Consider the following 21,657-nt stretch of genomic DNA (forward strand, 5'->3'; position numbering starts at 1 on the left):
AATTGTGCGGTTTTGCAGGAGTATTGGGCCGGATGGATAGTGTTCAGCGGGTCGCTTCTATGGGCGATTTAATAGAACATCGCGGTCCGGACCAAACTGGGCATTTTGAGCAGGTTGTTGATTTTGGTCAATATCGTGTTGTGACGAAACGTTTGAGTATTCAAGATTTGAGCATAGCAGGCAATCAGCCCATGACATATCAAAACTATGTTTTAGCCTTTAATGGTGAAATTTACAATCACAAAGAAATTCGAAGAAGTTTAGGAGCTTCTGTATCGTGGATGTCTTCTTCAGATACGGAAACTATCGTTAGAGCTTTTGCGCAATGGGGCGTTGAACAAACTTTATCGCGTTTGAATGGTGTTTACAGTATTGCACTATGGAACATCGCTACACAAACGTTAATGCTCGCAAGAGATCCAATGGGTGTAAAGCCTTTATATTATTCTCGCGATGAGTCGGGAATATCGTTTTCGTCCGAATTAAAAGCAATGACAGTCGGACGGTCGAATAGTGTGTCTATAAAAGGGTTGGTATTTTATTTGTTGTTTGGTTATGTACCTTCCCCGTGGTCTTTAATCGACGGTGTATATAAACTTGAGCCAGGCGAAGTTTTGATATTCGGGGGTAGTTGCGAGGAACCAATACGCTCTCGTCGTATTGTTTCGTTATTGTGGCGAGAATCCACTGATCTTCCGTCAAATTTTAATAACCGTGTGAGCTTGTTACGAGAAATTCTTTCATCAGCGGTTGAGCGTCAATTATTAAGCGATGCTCCCGTTGGAGTTTTCTTGAGTGGAGGAATAGACTCGACAGTTATAGCGTCATTAATGGCTAGCCATGGGTCATACCAATCATTTGGCTTGAGCTATTCGGAATCAAGTCCAGAAGCTAATTCTGATGCTTTTCTCGCAGAACAGTATAGCCGTGGATTGGGTTGGCGGCATACTACGGTGCAACTGAGCCCCGCTACGTTTACCACTCACTGGGAATATTATATAAAAGCCCTAGACGAGCCCATTGCCGAACCTAATTTTATTGGCCAAATATTATTAAGCCAAGCGGCCCGCAATCAAGGTATTAAGGTGGTCCTTACGGGAGACGGGGCTGATGAAATATTTCATGGATATCGGAGTTATTTTGCCGTTATCAAGGGTGATGCGTTAAATGCAATACCGTTTTTTGGTCCTGTTGCTAAAATGTCTGCATATATACCTGTTCTGACCCGGGAATTTAAAAGAAATCTGCTTGGGGCATCGTCTGTGTGGCGTAAGTCTGTATCGGATAGGTTTTGGATCATTGGCTCCGTGCTATTTGATGTCTATACGATTGCGGGTTGGTTAGGTCTTGCACCGGAAGAAATCATTTTGTGGGTGCAAAACCTCGCCGAAGCTAAAGGTCAAGATCTCACGTGGCCCCAAGTTGACGACAGTTTGTCCAATGTCGAACGCCTTGCGCGCTTAGAATTGGGTACTCACGTTGCCGACCATTATAATTTAAGATTGGATAAAGCTACGATGTCTCAATCTGTAGAAGCGCGGGTACCGTTTCAAGACCTTGAAGTTGTAAATATAGGCATGAGATTATGCCAAACCGATAAGATGTCCAAAACGCAGGGAAAAGTAATTCTTCGAGAAGCGTTCCGGAAAGAGTTGCCGGTTCAAGTTACAGAACGTCAGAAACAAACTTTTCAGGCTCCATTGACGCATTGGATTAATGGGCCATTAAAGCCACTGCGCAGGCGTGTATGGGAATTATCGGATAAAAACCCGTGGCACGAATGGCTAAGTCGTGACACAAAAACGGCACAAGAAGCGCATCAGCTATGGGCCTTAATGGTCTTAGATTCGTGGATGGCTCACTATGAGGTGTCATTGTGAGCCAGAACGTGAACGAAAGGTTAAACGTTGCCATGCATCTTAAGAGACTATCTGTTAGTCTAATTGTTTTAGGACTTTGGTTCGTTGCGCTAGGGCCTCTCGCTTACGCAAAGGCTAGTGGCTTTCATAAGATTGGCGTCGTTGATGGTCATGTTATTTGGGTAAATATCTTATCATCAAACGGAAAAGCAGTTCCATGGACTCACCGAGTGTGGTCTAAAAATGGTAATACAACTACTGACCAATATATATTTTCAATCAACACTCCTTCCAATATTAAGATGGAAGTAAAGTTTTCTCTGCTTGGCCGTGGTCGTGAACTAGCGAGGATTATGACGATGCAAGATACACAAGGCCATCATCATTTAGTCATGGCCTATACGCTGCAAACTCGCTCTGGTTATTGGATTACTAGGGGGAAAACCAATTACGATCTGGTGGTCAATCAGTTTCAAGACAAAAAATTATTATGGACAACACGGGTTGGGGAATACATCCCTGGGGTTCCGCAGTGGCAGTCTGGTAGCTTAATAGCTAAGAAAAGTGTCGGATACGGGGTACCGCGATTTGAAGGAACTGTTCGACTTCCCAATGCACCAGTATTTCATGTCCAAAAACCTTTTTGGCCGGAGTTCCCTTACCTCGGGTTTGGTGAGGATAAAAATATAAATTGGTTTGTAGAAAATCCGAGTCCTCTTTACTTTGACCTTAACACCAATATTATTTTGCAATTTCCATTTGTAGGATTTGAGGAAGCAGGGATGTATCGATTCAACTCTCTAACATATCCACCGTTTGTGGATTTTGAGTCTCCCTTTGCATTTTATGGCTATTCACAGTCGCGTTATGCGCAAGAAGTTATTCGTGCTCAGCAATTTCCGAAACACGATCCCTATGCGCCTGAACATGTAGAACGGCAACAATCATATTTCCGAATGTCATGGAAAATGGAAAATCCCGATCTCTGGAGATATAGTCTGGAGGTGCAAGGTTTTTACGGATTTAATCATGCTTACAGAATCGGATCGGTTCGGGTATATGCTCCTAATCCACATACGTATGGCCAGTGGGTGGTATCTAAAAAATGGCCTTATGTTAGTTTTGTGCAAGCAATGAATGGGTATTCTGGTTCGGAAGGGATTTATTTCGATTCTGGATCGAGTGCGGACAGCGTTTGGCCGTGGTTAGATGGCTTAACTAATCAAGTCCCTCCTTATCTATCACATCCCTATCTGGTAAACAGCGACACATTAACACGCGTTTCGAGCGAAGCGTTGCCAAAAGGCTATAGGGTAGATACCAACGCAGCCTATCTGCAAAAACCTCGGTTGTATATTAATCGAATTGATAACTTAGTGCACTTATGGAACGCTACGCAAGGCGTCGAGAACTTAGGACACAATTCTGTTTTAAGATTCGAAGATCTGAATGGTGGTCATGTGTTTGACGGGTGGTTGCGGGAAACGCGTCACAAGAAAACATGGGCGATAATGTCACAGCTCTATAGTGTGGGGCACTTCCTAATCTATGCGGGTCGAGGCAGAGTCGACCTTCTACCGTACTCATTGGACCCTGTTGTTTCGATGGTACCCGTTCCAACCAACAAGACAACGTGGGAAAAGTTTGTGAGCCAGGTTAAGCCCTATGAGACCGGTAGGAATCCATGGGATTTACAGAGCTGGATCACTAGTGTGCGTGGGACGTCTACAGTATTGTCATCAGCAACGTTTAGTCATGTGCAGATTAGCCAAGGGGCGTTTCGAGCGGATTTGTGGGTCAAACCGGGTAACAACACGACCCATGGGCCATTGACGAAGACCTTTAACTTAAAGCCTGGTCACTATATTGTAATGTATAACATTAAAAAGCAGGCATGGTCAGCGACCGCTGGGGCAATACCAGACTTTACAGCACATGTCCAAATAGGGCATACGGGGGTTTTGTATGCAGGACAACCTTATAAGGTAAAGGTGACAATATCCAACCACTCGGGAATTGCACTGCGATCCCATATACAGCTCAAGGTAAATGGTATAACTGAAGTTGTTCCTGCCACGTCCGTCGTATCTGTGCGGATGTCGTTTATTCGCTACATAAAGTTTCCAGTCGGTTCACAAGTAGAAGTGGATATTACAGACAACGGTAAAATGATATACCGCGATGACGAAAGTGTTCTACCCGATCACAGACTGGCCAATGCTTATCTTTATGTGCTCGGTAATCGCACATCGGAATTTTGGGCATGGGTTATCGGCTTGTTGGGCCTCGGTATTGCTGGGCTTGTTTCGCTAGGATGGACCCGTATAATCAGTACCAGAACATCGTTACACGGACGTCGTAAAACTACCCATTAATGCGTATTATGATTGTCTCTCTGAAGACGCAGAATGTTGTGTTGACCGCAGTGTATTCCATGCCACAACAAGGAAAAACTTAAATAGCATATCGATGTTCTGAAATCTACGAAACATAAAGAGTTCCTTTAGCGCTTCGTATGCTTCTTGAGTATTACCACTTTTCCATGATAATACGGCCGAGCGATAGCTTGCGTCTGCGAGATATCTCGTACGGGATTTGCTAAATAGGTCCACTGGAAGTTGCTGCTGTTCTACAAACTCCCTTTCGTATTTGAACATTCCATAAGCGGTTTGTCGTGCTTGAACCCATGTTGTTTGGTTTGGGTTGTGGCGCCAATAGCCCAGGATATTGTCAATGTACATCATGCCTTTTGTGCCCAGAAGCAACCATGTTGGATAGTCACATAGTGGCAAGTATGAGGGCTGTTGAAAGCCGCCAATTCTATCTAATGCATTTCGTCTTAAAAGTGTGGAAACGGGCAAAACGGAAAATCGTGATTCAAGATAGGGGATTAATGTTGTATATGGATCGGCACATTTCAGAAATGTTCTCGTATCTGCAGAAAACATTTCTGTTTTATGAGGTTCAGCTATTTCCAACACGTTTCCAAAACTAAGAGCAACATCACTCTTCGAGTGGGCACCGACTTGAATTTGTAACTTATTTGGTGGCCAAAAATCGTCTCCATCTAAAATAGCAACAAAATCATCAGTACTTTGCGTAAGGGCTGTGTTATACCTTTTAGCAAGGGTTAGCATGCCCTCGTGTTCAAAGTCCATTACTGTGATTCTGCTATCGCGGGCGGCATATTCATGCGCTATTTGTGAGGTAGCATCAGTAGAGCCGTCATTAAGGATAAAGAGATGCCAATAGGGATAAGTTTGAGCTAAGACGCTATCGATACATTCACGAATATACTGTTCTTGATTATAGGTCGCGGTTAAAATGGCCACGCTAGGATTTTTAGCCATGAGTCTTCTCCTTTTCGTTTTTATCAGATATCTGTTGGTTTAAAAGGTGTAGCAGGTGTGAGCCCATTGCCTCAAGAGAGAATTGCTGTATATGCTCATGGGCTGCTCGTTGAAGGGCAATGCGATAATCCTTGTTCTCAATTAGCTGAGCCAAGTTAGCATATAACATATTGGGGTCTGAAACAGGACTGAGTAAGCCTGTCACGTTAGGAACTACATATTCCCGAAATCCGCCGATGTCAGTGGCGACGACAGTACATCCACAAGCCATGGCTTCCGCCGGAGGCAACCCCCATCCTTCGATTAAACTAGCTGCCAGATAAATGCTATGAGAATTATATAAATTAACCAATTTTTCAATGGGTGGATTGCAAACAAAGTTAATCCACTTAGGAAGTGCCTCCGTAGGCATGGTTGTTCCAAACATCGTAACGGGGACATCGGGATAACGTTCATGAACGCGTTGGAGAGCTGCTATTGCATCGTAAACCCCTTTCCACTTGCTGGTATGATACAAGGTTAATATGCTAGGTGTTCGATTTTGAATTGGACGTGTTACCTTAAAAACATTCAAGTCAATGCCATTCGGGATATAGTACATGTCCTTCGCGCCGATACTCTCGCCCTTTTCCATCAACCAACGTGCAATGACTATTTTCTTTAGAGGCAATAGCCAGGTCTTTTCAATTATCAAAGAAGATACCCCAGCAAACGTTTCCCACCCTTGGATTAAATAGTATTTTCGACCTTTTGACCGAGAATAACCATGAATGTAGTGTGCCGTCCACCAGAACGTCGCGAAAACGGCGTCCCCATCTGGGATAAATGATTCATCGGGATCGCCTGGCGCGAACACGAGGTGGACTTTTGGATGAATCGGTTGCCATCTGATTGGAGGCACGATATGAGACTTCAATCGATAAAGAAATCGTCGCCACACAAGGCGAACAGGCCTGGGCCATGACGGGGTGGGGAAATCGAGAGGACCATACTTGAGGGCATGCACAACGGTAACGCTATGACCATGTGCGGCTAAGTAGTTGGCGTAGAGATACACAATGCGGAATCCGCCAATCGGTTTAGTGGGATAAGCGGGCAATACAAATGTAATTTTCATGGTTCACTCCTGAGCACTGTCGTAAGCAAACGAGCTCTTGATTTCAGCCAGAGCCACAATCCGGTAGCATATAATCCTGTGTATACAATGGAAGAGGCAATAAGCGATTCAAAGGGCGATGAAAGGGCTAGGGTTACGGCATGTGTTACCTCCCAACCAACGCTGGACAGCACAAGAAGAAATACCAACGTGGGGAGGGGGACTTGCCAAGTCAAACCCTTGTGACTTTGAAACCAAATGAGAGCAGTGTAGATGAAATAACTGACCATTGTCGCATAGGCTGCTCCCGTGATGCCGTAGTGGGGAACCCACCAAAGGTTCAGGAGAATGTTGAGGATAGCTGCTATACCCGCATCCCAGACCATCAGAGAGTTCCTCTCTGTAAGCTCCATGGATTTATGCCCTATCATCGATACCCCCCAAAGAGCGACACCTATGGCTACTGGTCCAATAATGACATGGCCAGATACATATGCCTTGGCGACAAGGATTTCCATCAAGGGTTTGCTTATGACAAACAGCAGACCCACCACCAGTCCGGACAACATAAAGTAGATTGATGTCAGATTCCTAAGAAATTTTATGGTGCTCTCTCGACCGTCCGTTTTCCAGTGCTCTAAGATACGTGGCCAACTGGCCGTGATAAAGGGACCGGAAATTAGTCCCACGCCCTGCTGAGCCAGCGCATAGCTGATGGCGTAAATGGCGACCGTCGCTGGTCCGTGCATCCAAGCAAGAATATAGCGATCGCCTATGGAAAGCGTAGAATCTGCTAAAAACCAAGGAATGAACGGCAAGCCATAGTGTAAAAAGCGCTTCAAGGTGGATTGCACGATGGTAAGCGAGTATTTGTCTACCTTGATGTTAAGGTGAATGCCCGTCCATTTCAACACGATGGGGAGGAACGCACTTAATCCTAAAACATTACCCCATAGGATAAAGCTAATGTGACGGCCCCATAAGGCAATGAGCCCAAGCGGGAGTAAGACACTCAAAAAGGTTGTGGATAGCCTGACAATTTGATAATGGCGTGTTTGAAAACTGGCAACGAGAATGGGTTGTGTGGCGGACATGAGGAGCTGTAAGGGAATATAGAGCATAAGGGCGATGATCAGCCCAACGTCCTTCATGTCTATCAGGCTTAACACGAAGCCCGCAATCAATTCGACGGATAACAAGATGATTAAGGCTCTAAACAAAAGTCCTCCCGCTGTGTGATAGAAGGCGTCGAGTTGATTTAACGCTCGGTATTCGTAATAAAACCGCCCTATTGGCTGTGATACTGGTTGAGAAAATACGTTGATAAACGGCACAGAGAGAGCTAAGGCTAAACTATAAAGGCCATAGACCTTGGGCGGGAACATTCGGGTAAAGATGGCTGATGCAATGACAGCGAAGACGGCGGGAATAATCGACGTCGGGATATACCGAACCCAATCTTTTGCAATGACCGATAACGATTCTATTTTAAGCGCAGCTACTTTTTCCATTGCTCTCCGTCTCGTGTTATGGATGTCTTTGGCCGGTGAACGTTACCACACAACCTTGTTTCGTAAAATCTGCCATGTGGCTCGCATAGCGGCTCGCATATCGGCGTACCAATGGAGCCAAGGCGAGGGACCTGAGATTTTAAGTCCAGCTTGTTTCAGATACCATCTGCGATTAAGATACGGGTGTAAAACGGATAACAGAGCAGTCGTCGCTGTGGGCCAAAATATGGGACTATGGGCCGAAGCTAGGATGATGCTGGTTAGCAACAATGCCGCTGTCACAACAGGGAGCAAAAGGGTCTTTAAAGCGCTGAAGACCTCGCTATGATTATGAAACTGCCGGCCTAGCACGAACACATTTCGGATCCAGCGTGCCTGCTTGTGAATGTACACGGGTATAGAATCCGGATACTCTGTGGCCACGGGATATCCGGGCACATAATAAATTTGAAAGCCATGGGCTAAGAGCTTCTTGGCTAAGAAGTAATCAGTGCCGGCGGCGACATCTTCATTAAACGCGTTAACCGCATTTAAGGCATGTCGCATAACCGCTGCGTTGCGGCCTAAGAGTCCGGAAGTGGAACTGGTTAGATGCGGAGCTAAATATTGATCAATGGCCCACTGTATTTGCACAAACGGTTCAAGTTCTTGTTCTTTGAGCGGCTTCGATGCTCCCGTGACCGCTTGATACCCGTTATTCAGCATTGTGCCTAATAAGTTGTTGACCGTGTCATCTTGCAACCGGCAGTCGATGTCGGTTAGATAAATGATGTCGCCAGACGAGACCGAATAACTGTGGCGCAAAGCTACTTGCTTGCCTTCTCCAGCATGCTGGGTGATGACGTGGATATCAGAGTCCGCCAAAGACCGTGCCATCGCCTCGCTGCGGTCATTTCCACCGACACACAAAATCAGTTCTTTGTCGGGATACGTTAATTGTTTGTAATAGGCAACAAAGTCGACAATATGCGGTCCATCATTCCATGCTGGTACAAGAAATGAGACCCGTGGTGTGTACCTTGGCAACGCGGGTAGCGGAAATACTGGCATGACTTTAGAAGGCCGGATCCTACGGTAGAGGTGAAAGGACGCAAACACAACAATCAGCATGACGGCGAGCGCTATCCCCATAGTCTTTCTCCCTTCGCCCATGGTGCCGATTTAGAGACGGCATAATGACTGTCATATTGAAACATCTGATTGGTTTCAGTAAACACGGTATCCTTTGCAGCAATACGTGCTGGTCGTGAATAGGACTGAACATTAGGCGGGGGTAAGGTTGTCTCGGGGGGCAACAATGCCGCAAGTAACCTCAGCACCTTGTCATTCCAGCCCACCACAGGCATGAGATCCCGGTAATCGGGCGGATCTAATGGAGCATGCCGGTGAGTTTTACGATTAAACCCTACGGCTGTCGGAAATGCTCCTGAAGGCAATTGACTGGCCAAAAGACGATCTAGCGCACGGTCCGGCAATGGCTGTCCCATGCGGTGAAAGGCATAAAGGATGTCGGCCGTACCCGCTAACCATTTGGGATAATCCATACGGCGCCCAGAGGTATAGACAATTTGGGGCCAACTACTATCATCTGCCATGGTGTGCCGCAAAAACTTCGTAATTTCGGAAGCGGCTTGGCTATAAGTGGAATCCGAAAATACCTTGGATGCAGTGAGTAGGGGCTCGATGCAGCGGGCGTTGTAGTACGGAAAAAGCCTATGATCGCCATGCTGGTTATCTGGTGCATATTGGTGAACAGCGCCTTGAAAACGTCCGCGGTCAATTTGAAACCGCAACACGTCATCGATGGCGATCTTGGCGTATTCGAGATATTGGTCGTCTTGCGTGAGACGCGCCAACAGGCAAAGGGCTTGACTGAACGTCGCAAGCTTATTAGGCACCCGCCCTGGAACACCGGGCTTGTCAGTAAAACCATGGCTGGTAGGATCCCATAAACGGTGAATCAGGTTGTCAAGATTGGCTCGAGCCGTATCTAGTAGGGTGAGATCGCCCGTGCGATCCATGGCCATAAGCAGGCCCATCGAAGCCGCCGCTTCGTGTGGCGTGCCGAGTGTGCCTGGGTTTTGCTCAAAGCGACTCATGCGGTAGCTGCCGTCCGGCAGCTGCCCTGATTTCAGATCTTCTGCTGCTTGCTTAATACGCACTAACCACTGCACCTCGTGGGTTTTGTCCCATAGCTCACTGTATCCTATAAGAATGCCTTCGTAGCGCCAATCGAGGCCCGGTCCTGTATAGACAAATTGGTCGCGCCACCAATGGGCCACAGGGCCTCCATAACCGCCAGGTTGGCGCATAGTTTGCAACCACGCATCCAGATTAGCGAGGGCTTGCGGCAAGCGGTTGGACATGTGACACCTCCTGGACGTTGTAAATGTGCAAATACAATTGGGCGGATGAGGCATGTGTCGCAACAAAGTGGGCTTGTGAACGGCTCATGCACCGATCGCGTAGGCTCGTGGCGTGAATTAGGTCAGCGAGTCGCACTCCCAGCCCCCACCATCTCGACGTATGGGTCCAAATGGCATACTCTTTGACGGATGTTAATGTGGTAATGAATCCACGCGGCGCCTTTTTTTGATGGAGCCAATAAATGCGAGAAAATCCTGATAGCGTGTCGCTTAAAGTATTTCCGATCCACAAAGCGCCCGTGGCTCCAGAATGCGTAGAGGGTAGAAAGGCGCTACGCAAGGCAATTCCTTCATTATCTAATTCAGTACGCGGCCAGTAGATGGTGAGCGACTGCAGTGCTTGATCCATGGCATCAGCAAATACGAAGTCCAAAATGCGCTGCCACGATTCTTCCATCGCTCCACGGCTCATCTGGGGCCAGGGGTGAGAGGCTGGAATAATGTTAACCTGCATAGGGCACCTCCTGCGATATGCCGTGACCCCAACGTGTATTGACCTGTTGATAGACATGTTCTAGGGCATCGACGGCGGTCGCCCAGGAGTATTTTTGCTCCACCCAGTGCCGACTGTTATGGCCATATTCTGTTAACCGAGCGGTATCTCGAAACAACGTGAGCAGCGCCTCGGTTAAAGCGTCAACATCTCGTGGAGGCACAATCAGTCCCGTGTGTCCTGGTGCTACAACCGTTCGTACCCCTGGCAAGTCCGTAGCAATGACGGGGGTTCCGCACGCCATCGACTCGACGAGAACTAGGCCAAAGGATTCAGGCGTGGAGGACGGCAAGACCGTGATGTCAGCGGCATTGTAATATTGCAAAAGGTTATCGATATGGCCCAAAAAATGAACATTTTTAGGAGCCGTTGCAGCATATGCACTTTGCAGGTCTCCCGTGCCAATGACAAACGTGAAAATATCGGTCTCACTCGAGGCCTGCTTGACCGCCTCTATCAACACCGGCACGTTTTTAAAGCGGTGAGCTGAGTCATTCCGGCCATATACGGAGGAAATGTGGCGGCGATGTGGGCGACTTTCACCGCAATGCCACCTTCTTTCCGCCAAACCAACCAAAGAACCGCGCGGACCAACGGCTCAGGTGGTGTGCTAGCCACCGGGCAGATATCAGTTGGTTCAAGGGATAGGCGGTCTCCATTTCGGTCAGGAGAGTGGCGTCGGATATGGTGCGCGAACGCTGCACCACCGCACGTTTTACGCGCCATACCGCATGGTGACGGAACAGCCAAAGATAGACTCGGAGATGGGCCGAAACATATTGCGGTCCTTTGAGCAGAGCATACACCCAGGTCGCGATCTCTGTTGCGATCAAAGGGATTGTCAACGTGATGAGCGTACGCGTGGAATACGTGGTTAAAAGCGTGCGCCAGCGGTTGCGTTCTAGCCAGTAAAATTTCTCGGCGGTGAGATTTAGGGTGTAATCATGCATGATGCGCGCATGGGTATCACAAATCACAGTTAAGCCCTGCAGTCGCGCGCGAAGTGATAGATCGGCATCTTCCATGTAGAGAAAATATGAGGGATCAAAACCTCCTAATTGTTCCCATACCTTGCGCGGGGCCATGATAGCAGCTCCGGAGGCTAAGAGCGGTGAATAAAATCGGGGCGAATCCGTCCAAGCATCGCCAAAATGGTCACAGGTTGTAATGCCCGTAATGTGCATGGTGTTGCCATAGGCGTTAACAATGCCCGACGGTTGCAAAAGAGCAGGGGTGATTAAGGCGTCGGGGTGAGCAATGGACGTTTCCAGCAGGGTATCTAGCGCGCCCGGATACAAAAGAGTATCGGGATTTAACACGCACCAAAATTGGCCGCGTGCATGTTTCATACCGAGATTACACGCCGCCCCATAACCGGAATTTGACGAGGCTATGACGTGAATGTCAGGGTAAGCGGCGGACAGCCATTGGCTGGTGCCGTCTTGCGGGTCGTTATCTACGATAATAACTTCCATGGGCGACGAACAGGTAAGAGACGGTAAACACTGTTCCAGGTCGTGTCGGCTGTGATAGGACACAAGAATTACGGATAACGTCGGGAACAAGGTCACAGAGACGATCCTCCTTGCAACGAAGATGACGAATCACTCGCCGAAGCATGACGGGGATTGGTCGCGACCTCTTGACGAATGCGCGCCACGATGGATTCAAGACTATGCAGAATCACTCCGGTGATGACAAGAACGAGTCCAGCCAATAATAAGAAACCGCCATAAATCGCATGCCCCATGAGCAAGATGTGCCGGACGTCAATCGTTCGCAAAACGACCCATTCCGTGGTCAGTCCAATGCATGCTAATAGAACGCCAGGCAACGCGAACACCAAAAGCGGATGTTTGCGGGAAATAATGCCCAAAATGGTGTCTAATACTTGCAGACCATGCCGAATCGGATTCCGTTTCATTTTGTCAAGATATTGAACGCTGATGCCGACCTCACAGACTTTCAGTGCGTGGGTACGAATCTCAAATTGCATTTCCGATTCAACTGATAAATGCTCGCTGCGCAGCCTTAAGTTTCTTAGTGCATGCGGGGAAAAGGCACGAAATCCGCTTTGCCGCCACCACAATCACGGTGGCAGCATATTGTTTTGTGAGAAACACAACACTAGCAATAAAACGTTCTTCATTATACGCAGGAATTACTGCAACCGTATTCGACAGTGCATGGTTTTCTGAATTCACATTAAGCACTTGGATGTCCTCTTTTCTTTCTGAACCCGAGACGACAGCGATTAGATGAAATCCATATGCGAATGGTGATAGCGGCTTTACCACTGCATGAAATATTCCTTGGAAACCTCAGTGCTTCACGTACCCATAAAGCCTTGGAATCTACAAGGTCAAAAGTAGAGCTTGTCCGTGTGACTTAGTAGCTAATTCTCCTTGTCTGTTGTTTATCAAGGTTGAGCGGCATTTTAAGGCCTAGGCACCACGTAATTTACAGGAATTAACTGCCTGATATACGTCGGCGCGTAGCACTTAGCTGTGGGGACAATGGGGAGAGTTTAGGGTGCTGACTCTTTGTCATTTCGGCTGGATGCACAAAAGAGCGCCCACTTGCCTAATTCTAACAGGCGCCATGTGCGAATACGCGGATCAAAGCTTTTCGCGGGGATAAAGATGATTTGCGTAGGCGACTGAGAAAAAGCCCAACGGAAAATAGCTTGGGTTCGTGGCATATGCCATTCGGAAGTTACCACAGCGAGGTGCATGAAGTGTCTCTCCTCACAGATACCCCGCGTCCACACGGCATTATCGACCGTACTCCAGGAGGTCCCATCTTCAATGATCAACCATCCATCTCCTAATTGATCTTGCACCATGCGCCGCATCGACATCGTTTCTTGTGGGGTGCCTGACAGTAACACACTGGCTGAGGGATGTTGCTTGGCGGTGGCTACCCCTTGACGGATTCGGCGTTCTAGTTCAGGGCCTCCTAAAATGACTATACTGTCAATGTTCACGAATTCCCAACACTCCTTCTACTTCGGCCACTGTGGGTACTCTATCATAACTGGAGGCAGCCTCGCCAAGTGGCGAGCTGCTTGGCGAATGAACCCATGAACATACGGCATAGAAATAATTGTTGATAAGGACAAGTCACGCTGGAGATGTTCGAGACTGCTCCCAGCAATGAAGTCAAATGGAAAGATGCGGGCATAAGTCTGTGAACAAAGTTGAGAGAGCGGACACAGACTTGAGCTGTGTCCGCTCTCTCCTGCGGTCGATTATCAATTGGCAATGGATATACCCACTCCCAAAACCAAAGGGATTAAGAGATTGTTATCCCGTGTTGTTAGTGGGGATTGGTGCGAGGGCGTGAAAGCCACGCGAACTCAATCCCTTGCGCATGGGCCCAGTTAACAAAGTTCTGGAGTACAGTGGCTTGGACATCTTCTTGGCAATATTGCCAGTCGTGCGCGGCCCAAATGCCCAAGCGCTCGGCCACGGCTTGCAACGCGGCGGGATCGAAGCCGTCGGCTTTAAGTTCGGTTAGCCACTTATCAATTAACACGCCTATTTCTTGGCTGGAATCGTCGGTTAAAATCATCATTAATGTTCTCCCCTTTCTAGATACTAGACTAGCAGGTAACCGTTACAAGGATCCTATACAAATGTTTGTCAAACTTATGGACGAAGAGTGTGGTTGATTAAGCTGGGATGGTTGGTATTTCTTGTTCCAGGACCTGCAGACGGGTATGAAGCCGATACACTGCGGTCGTTAGGCCTGCAGAGCGGCAATACAACAAAGTGACCATATGGATGGCAAATTTACGATGGAGTGGGTGGCATAGGGGTTGTGGTAATCTTGCTCATTTTGGCTGTCCAATTTGAAATCAGGTCGGGACATTCCGCAAAAACCCGTCTTTGGCCGAAAAGCGAAGAATATGGGCCAATATTTGGTGGCCGTCTCTGCTAGTTCGTCTAAGGATTGACGAAGGCCTTGGGGGATGAAGAGAAAAAGGTGCCATTAGCATATTCAAAAAGGACAATCACGGTGTACTTACCCGGCTTGAGGTGCGTAGGGGGAACAAAGGTAACGTTATCGGCATGTCTATCGAAACTACTTGGGGTAATATTCGCAGACTGAATTAAATGCGCGTTTTGATCAAAGCTCACTGTCATTGCGGAGGGCGAGCCTTTAGGTGCTGATGGCGGTGGTGCAACGACACGTGTCCCGATGATGATGAAACTGTGACGGGGCTGGGCTTGCTGAATGAACGCCGCACGCGGTTGTCAATACAACGATGGGGAATATAAAAAAAAGTTTCCAGTGAATTGTCATGAGAACCTCCTTGAGCCTTTGATGCCGAGACCCGAACGGCACTGGGCATGGCCTTCTGGCAACGACGCACGATTTTATTCTACTAACCGTTCGACTGCGGTACAGATACCGGCGTCGCCCATACAATAAGCTGTTTGGTTGGATGAAGGTCGTGAACCACAAACGGATACCCACTCGTTAAAGTCAGTTGTGATACTGTAGTGGGAACGATAATGTTGGGATCAGATTGGGGCACAATTTCCATCTTGGTCACCCGGTACACAAAGGCACCGTATCGACTACGAAAAATGATGCGGTCGCCTGGCCGGATAGCATCCAAATTACGCACCGTTCGCAGACCCAAGGTGCTAAAAACCACGTTTCCGGGTTGGCCAGGCAACGGGCTTGCGGCATAGTGGCCGACTGCAACCCGTAATTGGGAAAAGGTGGTCCCTTGAACCGTTGGAGCCTTTATGCCGATAGCCGGAATCACTAGCGTGCCAAGGGGTGCCCCGGGACCAGGAAGAGTCGACCAATCGCCAGGGAGTTTGCGGTAGTGAAAGTGCGCGGGTCGGTAAGGGAATAGCAGGGTATCCGCTAATAAGACCGTTTCTTTTACCGTAGTCCAGCCAAACAATGCCGTACCCGCAATGCCCATGACGACCACAAGCGCTAAAATGCCGGTAACAATGCCAACGAAGACTCTCACTAACCGCCGCATGTTTCCCCCTGGCAGCTAAGTGTGTAGTAGCATCCGCTTATGGTCATGGCAACTGGCCGTGGGGAATTTCCACGAATTGTCCACTGTGCTCCAACTGATACGCGGCGCTGGCCGCAATCGCCACGTTGTTGATGAACGATTCCAAGTAAGGGGTGGCCACATCGTAATACTCGGGTTGAATGACGGCAAGTGTTTGTCCTTGCTCGCTGTCGAGGTCAATTTCTAACGGATCACCTGGTACCGCGGTATACGTCAACAGGTTCACCTTTTGGCCTGTGGCCAACACCGGCACAACGGTTAAGTCAGCGTCATGGGCACTCGTGACAAACAAATTGACCGCCGCTTCTTTTTGTGCCAGAGTCAATTGGTTAGGGTTGCTGACGTTGCCAAACAAGCCCGGTAAGGCGGCAGCATTTTCCTTAATCTGGGCGACTTGAAAAGGCGTCAGTTGGATGGATTCCAAATAGGCAAAGAGCATGCTGACGTGGGCAATTTGTAAGTTATGTAAGGCGTCTTCCAATCGTACGGCAGCGGACTGTGTTGGCTCAGATGGTGCAGGGGTGTTGACGACGTTACCTGCGGTATTGATATAAAATGACACTGGGGGCAAGACAACAGGTTCCCCGTTGACTACCGTAAATAATTGAATCGTGTAAGTGGTGTTTTCCTTAAGATTGCTCGGTAGCGCTAATTGCTGTGGGGCACCATTTATCGTGACCTGAATCGTAGGGCCAGAGGAAACCGTCGCTAACGCAACAGCCCCAAGGTTCACCGGTGAAGGCAAGAGGGAGGCCGCGTATACCGTGTTAAGGGGCTTGGGTGATCTCGGGACATGAAAGGCCGTTGCAGGCGATTGCGGCAGTAATAAGGACAATGCAAGCGCCGCAGGGGCTAATGCGTGCCATGGTTTCATCGTTCTCCTCCTAGCATATGCAGTATGTCTTCTCGTAAGTTCTTCTGCGATGACCGTAAAATTTTCGTATGCCGTCTACTCACATTGGATCAATACTCGTCTTCAAATTACCATAGAATGACAGATTACGTTTGTCGAAATGTTGCATCCCTACTCGGGCGTGTTGGTCATTGCGCTTGGTGTACGTCCTTTATTATGCCACAACTAGGAGGATATACTGCGTAAATATTCCAAAGATGGCAAGATTTTCTTGGCAATAAACGGGAGATACCTATAATAAGGAATAAAGTGTTCATCCTAGCTTCCTAACGTTATACACATAGAGGAAAAAATAAATTACCAAATTTTGTCGCCGAAGGAACAACCGTGGGCACAGATTCAGGGTATGATAGGCAGAGGAAGGAAAAATTTGGGCAATGGATGGTAAGGCGGGTATTTCATTATTTGGCGCATGAGGTGGGGCATTTTATAACACCTGATGGGTTGAAAAAGCTGTAATGGGATTGTCAAAAAGTTGATGCCATAGCGTTGATTTGCTTTATCAGCGAAGGCTATACCCGACTAATGATATGAGCCTGTGTCCTAGCCGTTTCTGAACTGGTAACAGCACTTCACTCATTACTTCACTGATTAAGGAGGTTTATTGGTGCGAACAAAGAATATGAAGACGTTGTCTCGGCTTATGATCGGCGCCGTATTCACCGGTATGGCGTTGTTTCCCGCAAGCTCGGTGTTTGCGGCGCCTGCCGGCACCGTATCGATTACCGAAACGGAGCGCGCTCCCGCCCTTGGGGGCAGCGATACCTTTACAGCGACTTCTACAAACATTCCTAATGTGGAATATCAATTTTGGGTTGAACAAGACAATACATGGCGGGTGGCGCAAAATTGGTCACCGTCGCGTACGGTAACCTTGCGCAATCTCACCAAGGGGAGCTACTTGATGACGGTGTATGCTGCCCCCAAAGGACAATACCTCCATCCAATTAATACAACGCCTGAAGGGACGGTACCTGTTGTCAGTACCTTTGTGAATAGTGCCGTCACGGTCACGGGCCCGGCGTCTATCAATGAAGGACAGGCTATCACTCTGAGTGCCCAAGCCACCAATATTTCTCCGGTTTTATATCAATTTTGGTATGAGACGCCGAGTGGGGTGTGGAAGGCCAGCGGCAACTATTCAAGTGCGAACCATTTTACCTTTACGGCTGCACAGACAGGCGTCTATCGGTATATCGCCTATGCCAAGATGCCTGATGCGATAGATGATGCCCAAGGTGCGGGCTATAGCGCGGTAGGGACGACCCAGAGTCAACCAGCTATTGAAGCCAAGGTACCGAAGGCTGCCAATATCAGCACGACCCCTATCGCGATTACGGCCAGTTTCGATCAAAATGGGTCTCTTGTGGCGAGTGAAAACATCCCGCTGTCTGACTATAACGCCAGCACGCAAACCGCCTCGTTTTTACCTCCGTCAACCCTTGCGGCCGGTACTTATACCGTCACCGTGTTATTCGAGATGAGTAATGCGAACTTTGTGGCGTCGCCAGAGCAAACCTATACACAACAATGACGAGGGCTTAACTTGTTATCGGCAGACGGGAGAGGCTTCCCGTTTGCCGGTAGTCGGAAAGGATAGCGTTTGTGTTGAGTAATGCTCATTGCTTAAGAATCTTTTAGTTGGATATACAGGTAGTCGATGTAAGATGGTGTTCCGAATGTATAAATTCTAGCTAATCACTTGTCTTTAGGCTTAAAATAATGAAAGGACAATAGACATGAAAGGTATAACCAATGATAATCTGTATAAGCTAGTATCCGCATGGAGACGGGAATTATTTTTAATTGTTTATTCTATTGCACTGCTCCTTATTATGATGTTCTTCAAATGTGGGGATCTTCAGATTAAGTCGTATATTTCTAATTTCTTTGCTATGAGGCATTGGAATGTTTACAAATATTTTAGTCAGACATCACGGCTAAGTCACATTGCCACCATTATGCTTTCCCTATACTACCTTACCACGGGAGTTTGGTTCGCGATCTTTCACGCCATTCATCTCGATCCAATTTCGACAAATCATGGGTTAATGTTTTCAAAAGTTTTTGGCCATCAACGGAGCTGGATGGTTTTCTTTGGTCTTGCTTTAATGAAAATTATTATATTGGCATTAGGCGGAAAATCGCGGCTGCTAGGCAATAGAGGCTAAAGTCATGATTGACAAAGCGCTTGATTAAATTATCTCGCTGCAAGCTTGATTTTAATATTTCTAAATGTTACTTCTCCGAAACAAAACCGATAGGATGTGGGCGAATGTCTATCAGCATTTCTCGGCCTGTTGTCATAAGAAGAAAAGACCGTGGTCTATGGATTGGGTTATTTGGTATGCATGAGTTTTTGGTTTGGTTGCCTTTATTGTTTCCATATAAGTACGCGCCCTTGTCGTATCTCCGAAATACAACTGCATACTATCGGCAGGCACATGGGCTTTTTCAATGGGATAGTCTTTGGTATATCAACATAGGGAAATACGGTTATGCTCATTTGCCAAAAGTGTCTGGTGATCCTCATTTAGCAGCGACAGCATTTTTTCCATTTGTGCCTGTTCTCATTCATTTGTTCTCACCGTGGGGGGCGTTGGTTGCAACGCAAGGAGCATTTGCTGCTTCCCTTTTCTTTTTTGAGAGAATTATTAAAAGGTTTGACCCAAGCCCTGCAGTGGTTTTTGGTGGGTTAACGTTGTTGGCATTCAATCCTGCAGCCATTTACTATGCAACATTGTATGCTGAGCCTTGGACGCTGTTTTTTACTCTTGCTTCTGTAGAATTAGCCCATAGGGGACGGTACGGAGTAGCATCCATTCTGGGAGGGCTCGCTGCAACGACTCAAGCGACGGGCATTTTAGTTGGTATTTTCCCGCTGATTGCTTGCGTGATGGCTTTATTGAACGGGGATAGAAAGGGCTTTTTAAGAAATTTGGCTTGGGGAGTTGGAGCTGCCTTGGGCCTAGTATCCTATGGTTCTTTTTTGGGAGTTCGTTTTCACGATCCTTTGTTGTTTGTGACTATGCAGGGAATCGCAATTTGGAAGGGCACCTGGACTGTACCTGGTGTGCAATGGATTGATGGATTACCTTTTAGTTTTCACCACGGAATTGTACCGCTGAGACTCGCGTTATGGCTCTGTACAACAGCCTTTATTCTAGGAACTGTCGGCGTCGTGAAGTTACGTGTTGCTACTGTAGAACAGTTGGCATTTAAAGTCTATGGTGTAATAGGCATATTGGTGTCGTTAAGCTTTATGTATGCGGGTTGGCCACTACATAGCACAGTGCGTATTGCAAGTGTCTATTTCCCGATGTATTTGGGATTAACGCAATGGTCTCCGTGGATTATGCGATTAACGATATTGGGATTTGCGGTTACCGCTTTCTACGGCGGTGTGCTATTTACTCACCATTGGTGGTTTCAGTAGTGGGATATCGATCCCTTGAATTTAAGACCCTGCAAAGTTTTCGGTAGGCTTCGTAAAGTCGTTCGTCGAGTTTAGATGGTCGCAGAAGTCCCGGAATTTCACAAAAACCAACGAGAACAAGAGAATTCACAAAAAACATTAAGATAGGAGGAATTCACAAAAAACATTAAGATAGGAGGCGCGTTTGGACGGTCAATTGCATAAGACAAAATCTGATAGTATCGTTGGTTTTTCCGTTTTCGACGCAGGGTCCCCTTTATGGGTGGGGCCACGCATATAAGGTCGTACTGGGAATGCTCTGTGCGCGGGCAGGCACGGGGCACTGGGTCGCCACTTTTTGTTAGGTGAAAACGCGATGAACCGCGTGCGCGTAAAATTACCCATTATATAGCTTGGCCATTGTATTCACCTCTGGTGTCGGGTCGAAGTGTCCACAATTTAGAACTTATATCCACTGGAACGGTGACAAATTTTTATTTAAAATCCGCAGATACGCTGTGGATTGGAGTAGAGCCCAGTATTAATTGTAAAGATGGATTAAAGCTTTATAAGCCATTACGCTACCCTTGGTAGATTGGTAAGCGGCCAAAACCACAGTATCTTCGGGAGGATGACGCAATGGCTCACCATCGAATACCATAGACATCAGACTATTCAATGCCTTATGCGACCAACGGGCTATGCCCTTGCTTATTCATTGGAATTTTCTCAGGGGCCCCCGTCTAAGGAATGTCGTTGACGTCATCAACCACCGTGAAAATATCCTCCCATTGGAGTCCCGCCCGAAGAAATCCTGCTATTGCATGGACCCCAAGCCCGCGTTTGCCTCTTAAAAGGCGATTTAGGTATGAATAGGCGATGTCCATTTCCGCTGCTAAATCGCGTTCATTGAGGCCGCGTTCTTCCATGAATTGCCTCACGCGCGCGACGTCGAGTCGTAGTGTAGCCATATGCCGTCTCTTTTCTCTGCAAAGTGTTGGCCATACAAGGAATGTCGTCCTATGGGCGACATTCCTTGTAGGTATTGCCTCTTGACTGATATCGTACGTCAAGCGTCAGGGCTCTATACATAACGGGCTCGCGTTTGCTTTAGTTGGCAGCAAAGCAAAGACCACCGGGAAACGATGAATGAGTTCATCGTTTCCCGGTGTCAAGGATGTGTGGGGATGTTACGATAAGGGTTAGTTATTGAGGGTTTGTCCTGGGACGAGAAAGCCATGCAAACTCAATATCCCGCGCGTGAGCCCAATTGACAAAGTTCTGTAAGACCGTCGCTTTCACGTCTTCTTGGCAGTACTGCCAGCCATTGGCGGCCCATTTGCCTAGCCTGTCGGCTACGGCTTGTAGCGCCTCCTCATCAAACCCAGAGGATCTTAGTTCACCTAGCCATTGATCAATTAAAACGCTCAACTCGTAGCTCGAATCGTCGGTTAGTATCGTCATAGAATGTTCTCCCCTTTCTAAGTATTAGACTAGCAGGTAAGTGATACAGGAATCCTACACAAATTACTTCCCCCGGGAATCAT

General features: G+C 47.6%; 20 protein-coding genes. 4 read left to right on the forward strand and 16 right to left on the reverse strand.

Annotated features, from left to right (window positions below):
* The first annotated feature begins 2 nt into the window (after window positions 1-2).
* Both asnB and ORD20_RS06575 read left to right on the forward strand, forming a co-directional pair.
* Entirely contained in the window at window positions 3-1,880 is a 1,878-nt protein-coding gene (gene asnB, locus ORD20_RS06570) for an asparagine synthase (glutamine-hydrolyzing) (RefSeq protein WP_103376452.1), read from the forward strand.
* Window positions 1,877-4,234, forward strand: coding sequence for a hypothetical protein (locus tag ORD20_RS06575; RefSeq protein ID WP_103376451.1), 2,358 nt, complete (start codon window positions 1,877-1,879; stop codon window positions 4,232-4,234). Before asnB ends, ORD20_RS06575 begins: the two co-directional genes overlap by 4 nt.
* Before the next feature lie 6 nt (window positions 4,235-4,240).
* On the opposite strand, the gene ORD20_RS06580 is transcribed toward ORD20_RS06575, so the two are convergent.
* The 14 genes from ORD20_RS06580 to ORD20_RS06645 form a co-directional block, all read right to left on the reverse strand.
* Window positions 4,241-5,209: a glycosyltransferase family 2 protein gene (locus tag ORD20_RS06580; RefSeq protein ID WP_103376450.1), complete on the reverse strand. Its 969-nt coding sequence runs from the start codon at window positions 5,207-5,209 to the stop codon at window positions 4,241-4,243.
* On the reverse strand, window positions 5,202-6,326 hold the full coding sequence (locus ORD20_RS06585; protein ID WP_103376449.1) for a glycosyltransferase family 4 protein: 1,125 nt from the start codon (window positions 6,324-6,326) through the stop codon (window positions 5,202-5,204). Before ORD20_RS06585 ends, ORD20_RS06580 begins: the two co-directional genes overlap by 8 nt.
* The gene (locus ORD20_RS06590; protein ID WP_103376448.1) at window positions 6,323-7,816 is read right to left on the reverse strand and encodes a lipopolysaccharide biosynthesis protein; all 1,494 of its coding nucleotides are present in this window, start codon (window positions 7,814-7,816) and stop codon (window positions 6,323-6,325) included. The genes ORD20_RS06585 and ORD20_RS06590 overlap by 4 nt, the downstream gene beginning before the upstream one ends.
* A 42-nt stretch (window positions 7,817-7,858) precedes the next feature.
* Window positions 7,859-8,947: a glycosyltransferase gene (locus ORD20_RS06595; protein WP_158246359.1), complete on the reverse strand. Its 1,089-nt coding sequence runs from the start codon at window positions 8,945-8,947 to the stop codon at window positions 7,859-7,861.
* Window positions 8,938-10,182 carry a hypothetical protein gene (locus tag ORD20_RS06600; RefSeq protein WP_103376446.1) on the reverse strand — a complete coding sequence of 415 codons (1,245 nt, stop codon included), beginning with the start codon at window positions 10,180-10,182 and terminating at the stop codon, window positions 8,938-8,940. The genes ORD20_RS06595 and ORD20_RS06600 overlap by 10 nt, the downstream gene beginning before the upstream one ends.
* Window positions 10,151-10,696, reverse strand: coding sequence for a hypothetical protein (locus ORD20_RS06605; RefSeq protein ID WP_103376445.1), 546 nt, complete (start codon window positions 10,694-10,696; stop codon window positions 10,151-10,153). Before ORD20_RS06605 ends, ORD20_RS06600 begins: the two co-directional genes overlap by 32 nt.
* Window positions 10,686-11,312 carry a glycosyltransferase family 4 protein gene (locus ORD20_RS06610; protein ID WP_430626617.1) on the reverse strand — a complete coding sequence of 209 codons (627 nt, stop codon included), beginning with the start codon at window positions 11,310-11,312 and terminating at the stop codon, window positions 10,686-10,688. Before ORD20_RS06610 ends, ORD20_RS06605 begins: the two co-directional genes overlap by 11 nt.
* Window positions 11,275-12,306 carry a glycosyltransferase family 2 protein gene (locus ORD20_RS06615; RefSeq protein WP_158246358.1) on the reverse strand — a complete coding sequence of 344 codons (1,032 nt, stop codon included), beginning with the start codon at window positions 12,304-12,306 and terminating at the stop codon, window positions 11,275-11,277. The genes ORD20_RS06610 and ORD20_RS06615 overlap by 38 nt, the downstream gene beginning before the upstream one ends.
* Entirely contained in the window at window positions 12,303-12,731 is a 429-nt protein-coding gene (locus tag ORD20_RS06620; RefSeq protein ID WP_430626618.1) for a hypothetical protein, read from the reverse strand. Before ORD20_RS06620 ends, ORD20_RS06615 begins: the two co-directional genes overlap by 4 nt.
* 7 nt (window positions 12,732-12,738) lie before the next feature.
* On the reverse strand, window positions 12,739-12,948 hold the full coding sequence (locus tag ORD20_RS06625) for a hypothetical protein (protein WP_430626619.1): 210 nt from the start codon (window positions 12,946-12,948) through the stop codon (window positions 12,739-12,741).
* 314 nt (window positions 12,949-13,262) lie between these two features.
* On the reverse strand, window positions 13,263-13,721 hold the full coding sequence (locus ORD20_RS06630) for a YdcF family protein (protein WP_103376442.1): 459 nt from the start codon (window positions 13,719-13,721) through the stop codon (window positions 13,263-13,265).
* A 332-nt stretch (window positions 13,722-14,053) separates the two neighbouring features.
* Complete coding sequence (locus ORD20_RS06635) at window positions 14,054-14,311, reverse strand: hypothetical protein (protein WP_103376441.1); 258 nt, start codon at window positions 14,309-14,311, stop codon at window positions 14,054-14,056.
* A gap of 814 nt (window positions 14,312-15,125) precedes the next feature.
* On the reverse strand, window positions 15,126-15,743 hold the full coding sequence (locus tag ORD20_RS06640) for a class D sortase (protein ID WP_103376440.1): 618 nt from the start codon (window positions 15,741-15,743) through the stop codon (window positions 15,126-15,128).
* 43 nt (window positions 15,744-15,786) lie between these two features.
* Window positions 15,787-16,656, reverse strand: coding sequence for a hypothetical protein (locus ORD20_RS06645; RefSeq protein ID WP_103376439.1), 870 nt, complete (start codon window positions 16,654-16,656; stop codon window positions 15,787-15,789).
* 646 nt (window positions 16,657-17,302) lie between these two features.
* Between ORD20_RS06645 and ORD20_RS06650 the strand changes: the two genes are divergently transcribed.
* Together ORD20_RS06650 and ORD20_RS06655 are read left to right on the forward strand one after the other, a co-directional pair.
* A complete protein-coding gene (locus ORD20_RS06650; protein ID WP_103376438.1) occupies window positions 17,303-18,229 on the forward strand; it encodes a hypothetical protein in 927 nt (308 codons plus the stop codon).
* 741 nt (window positions 18,230-18,970) lie between these two features.
* Window positions 18,971-20,131: a hypothetical protein gene (locus ORD20_RS06655; protein WP_103376436.1), complete on the forward strand. Its 1,161-nt coding sequence runs from the start codon at window positions 18,971-18,973 to the stop codon at window positions 20,129-20,131.
* Window positions 20,132-20,853: 722 nt separating this feature from the next.
* Here the strand turns inward: ORD20_RS06655 and ORD20_RS06660 are convergent.
* Both ORD20_RS06660 and ORD20_RS06665 read right to left on the reverse strand, forming a co-directional pair.
* Window positions 20,854-21,081 (reverse strand): helix-turn-helix domain-containing protein, encoded by a 228-nt coding sequence (locus ORD20_RS06660; RefSeq protein ID WP_146039092.1) that lies wholly within the window; start codon window positions 21,079-21,081, stop codon window positions 20,854-20,856.
* 235 nt (window positions 21,082-21,316) lie between these two features.
* Complete coding sequence (locus ORD20_RS06665; protein WP_103376434.1) at window positions 21,317-21,574, reverse strand: hypothetical protein; 258 nt, start codon at window positions 21,572-21,574, stop codon at window positions 21,317-21,319.
* Window positions 21,575-21,657 lie beyond the last annotated feature (83 nt).

This window comes from Sulfobacillus thermotolerans, from assembly GCF_039623705.1.
Classification (GTDB): Bacteria; Bacillota; Sulfobacillia; order Sulfobacillales; family Sulfobacillaceae; genus Sulfobacillus; species Sulfobacillus thermotolerans.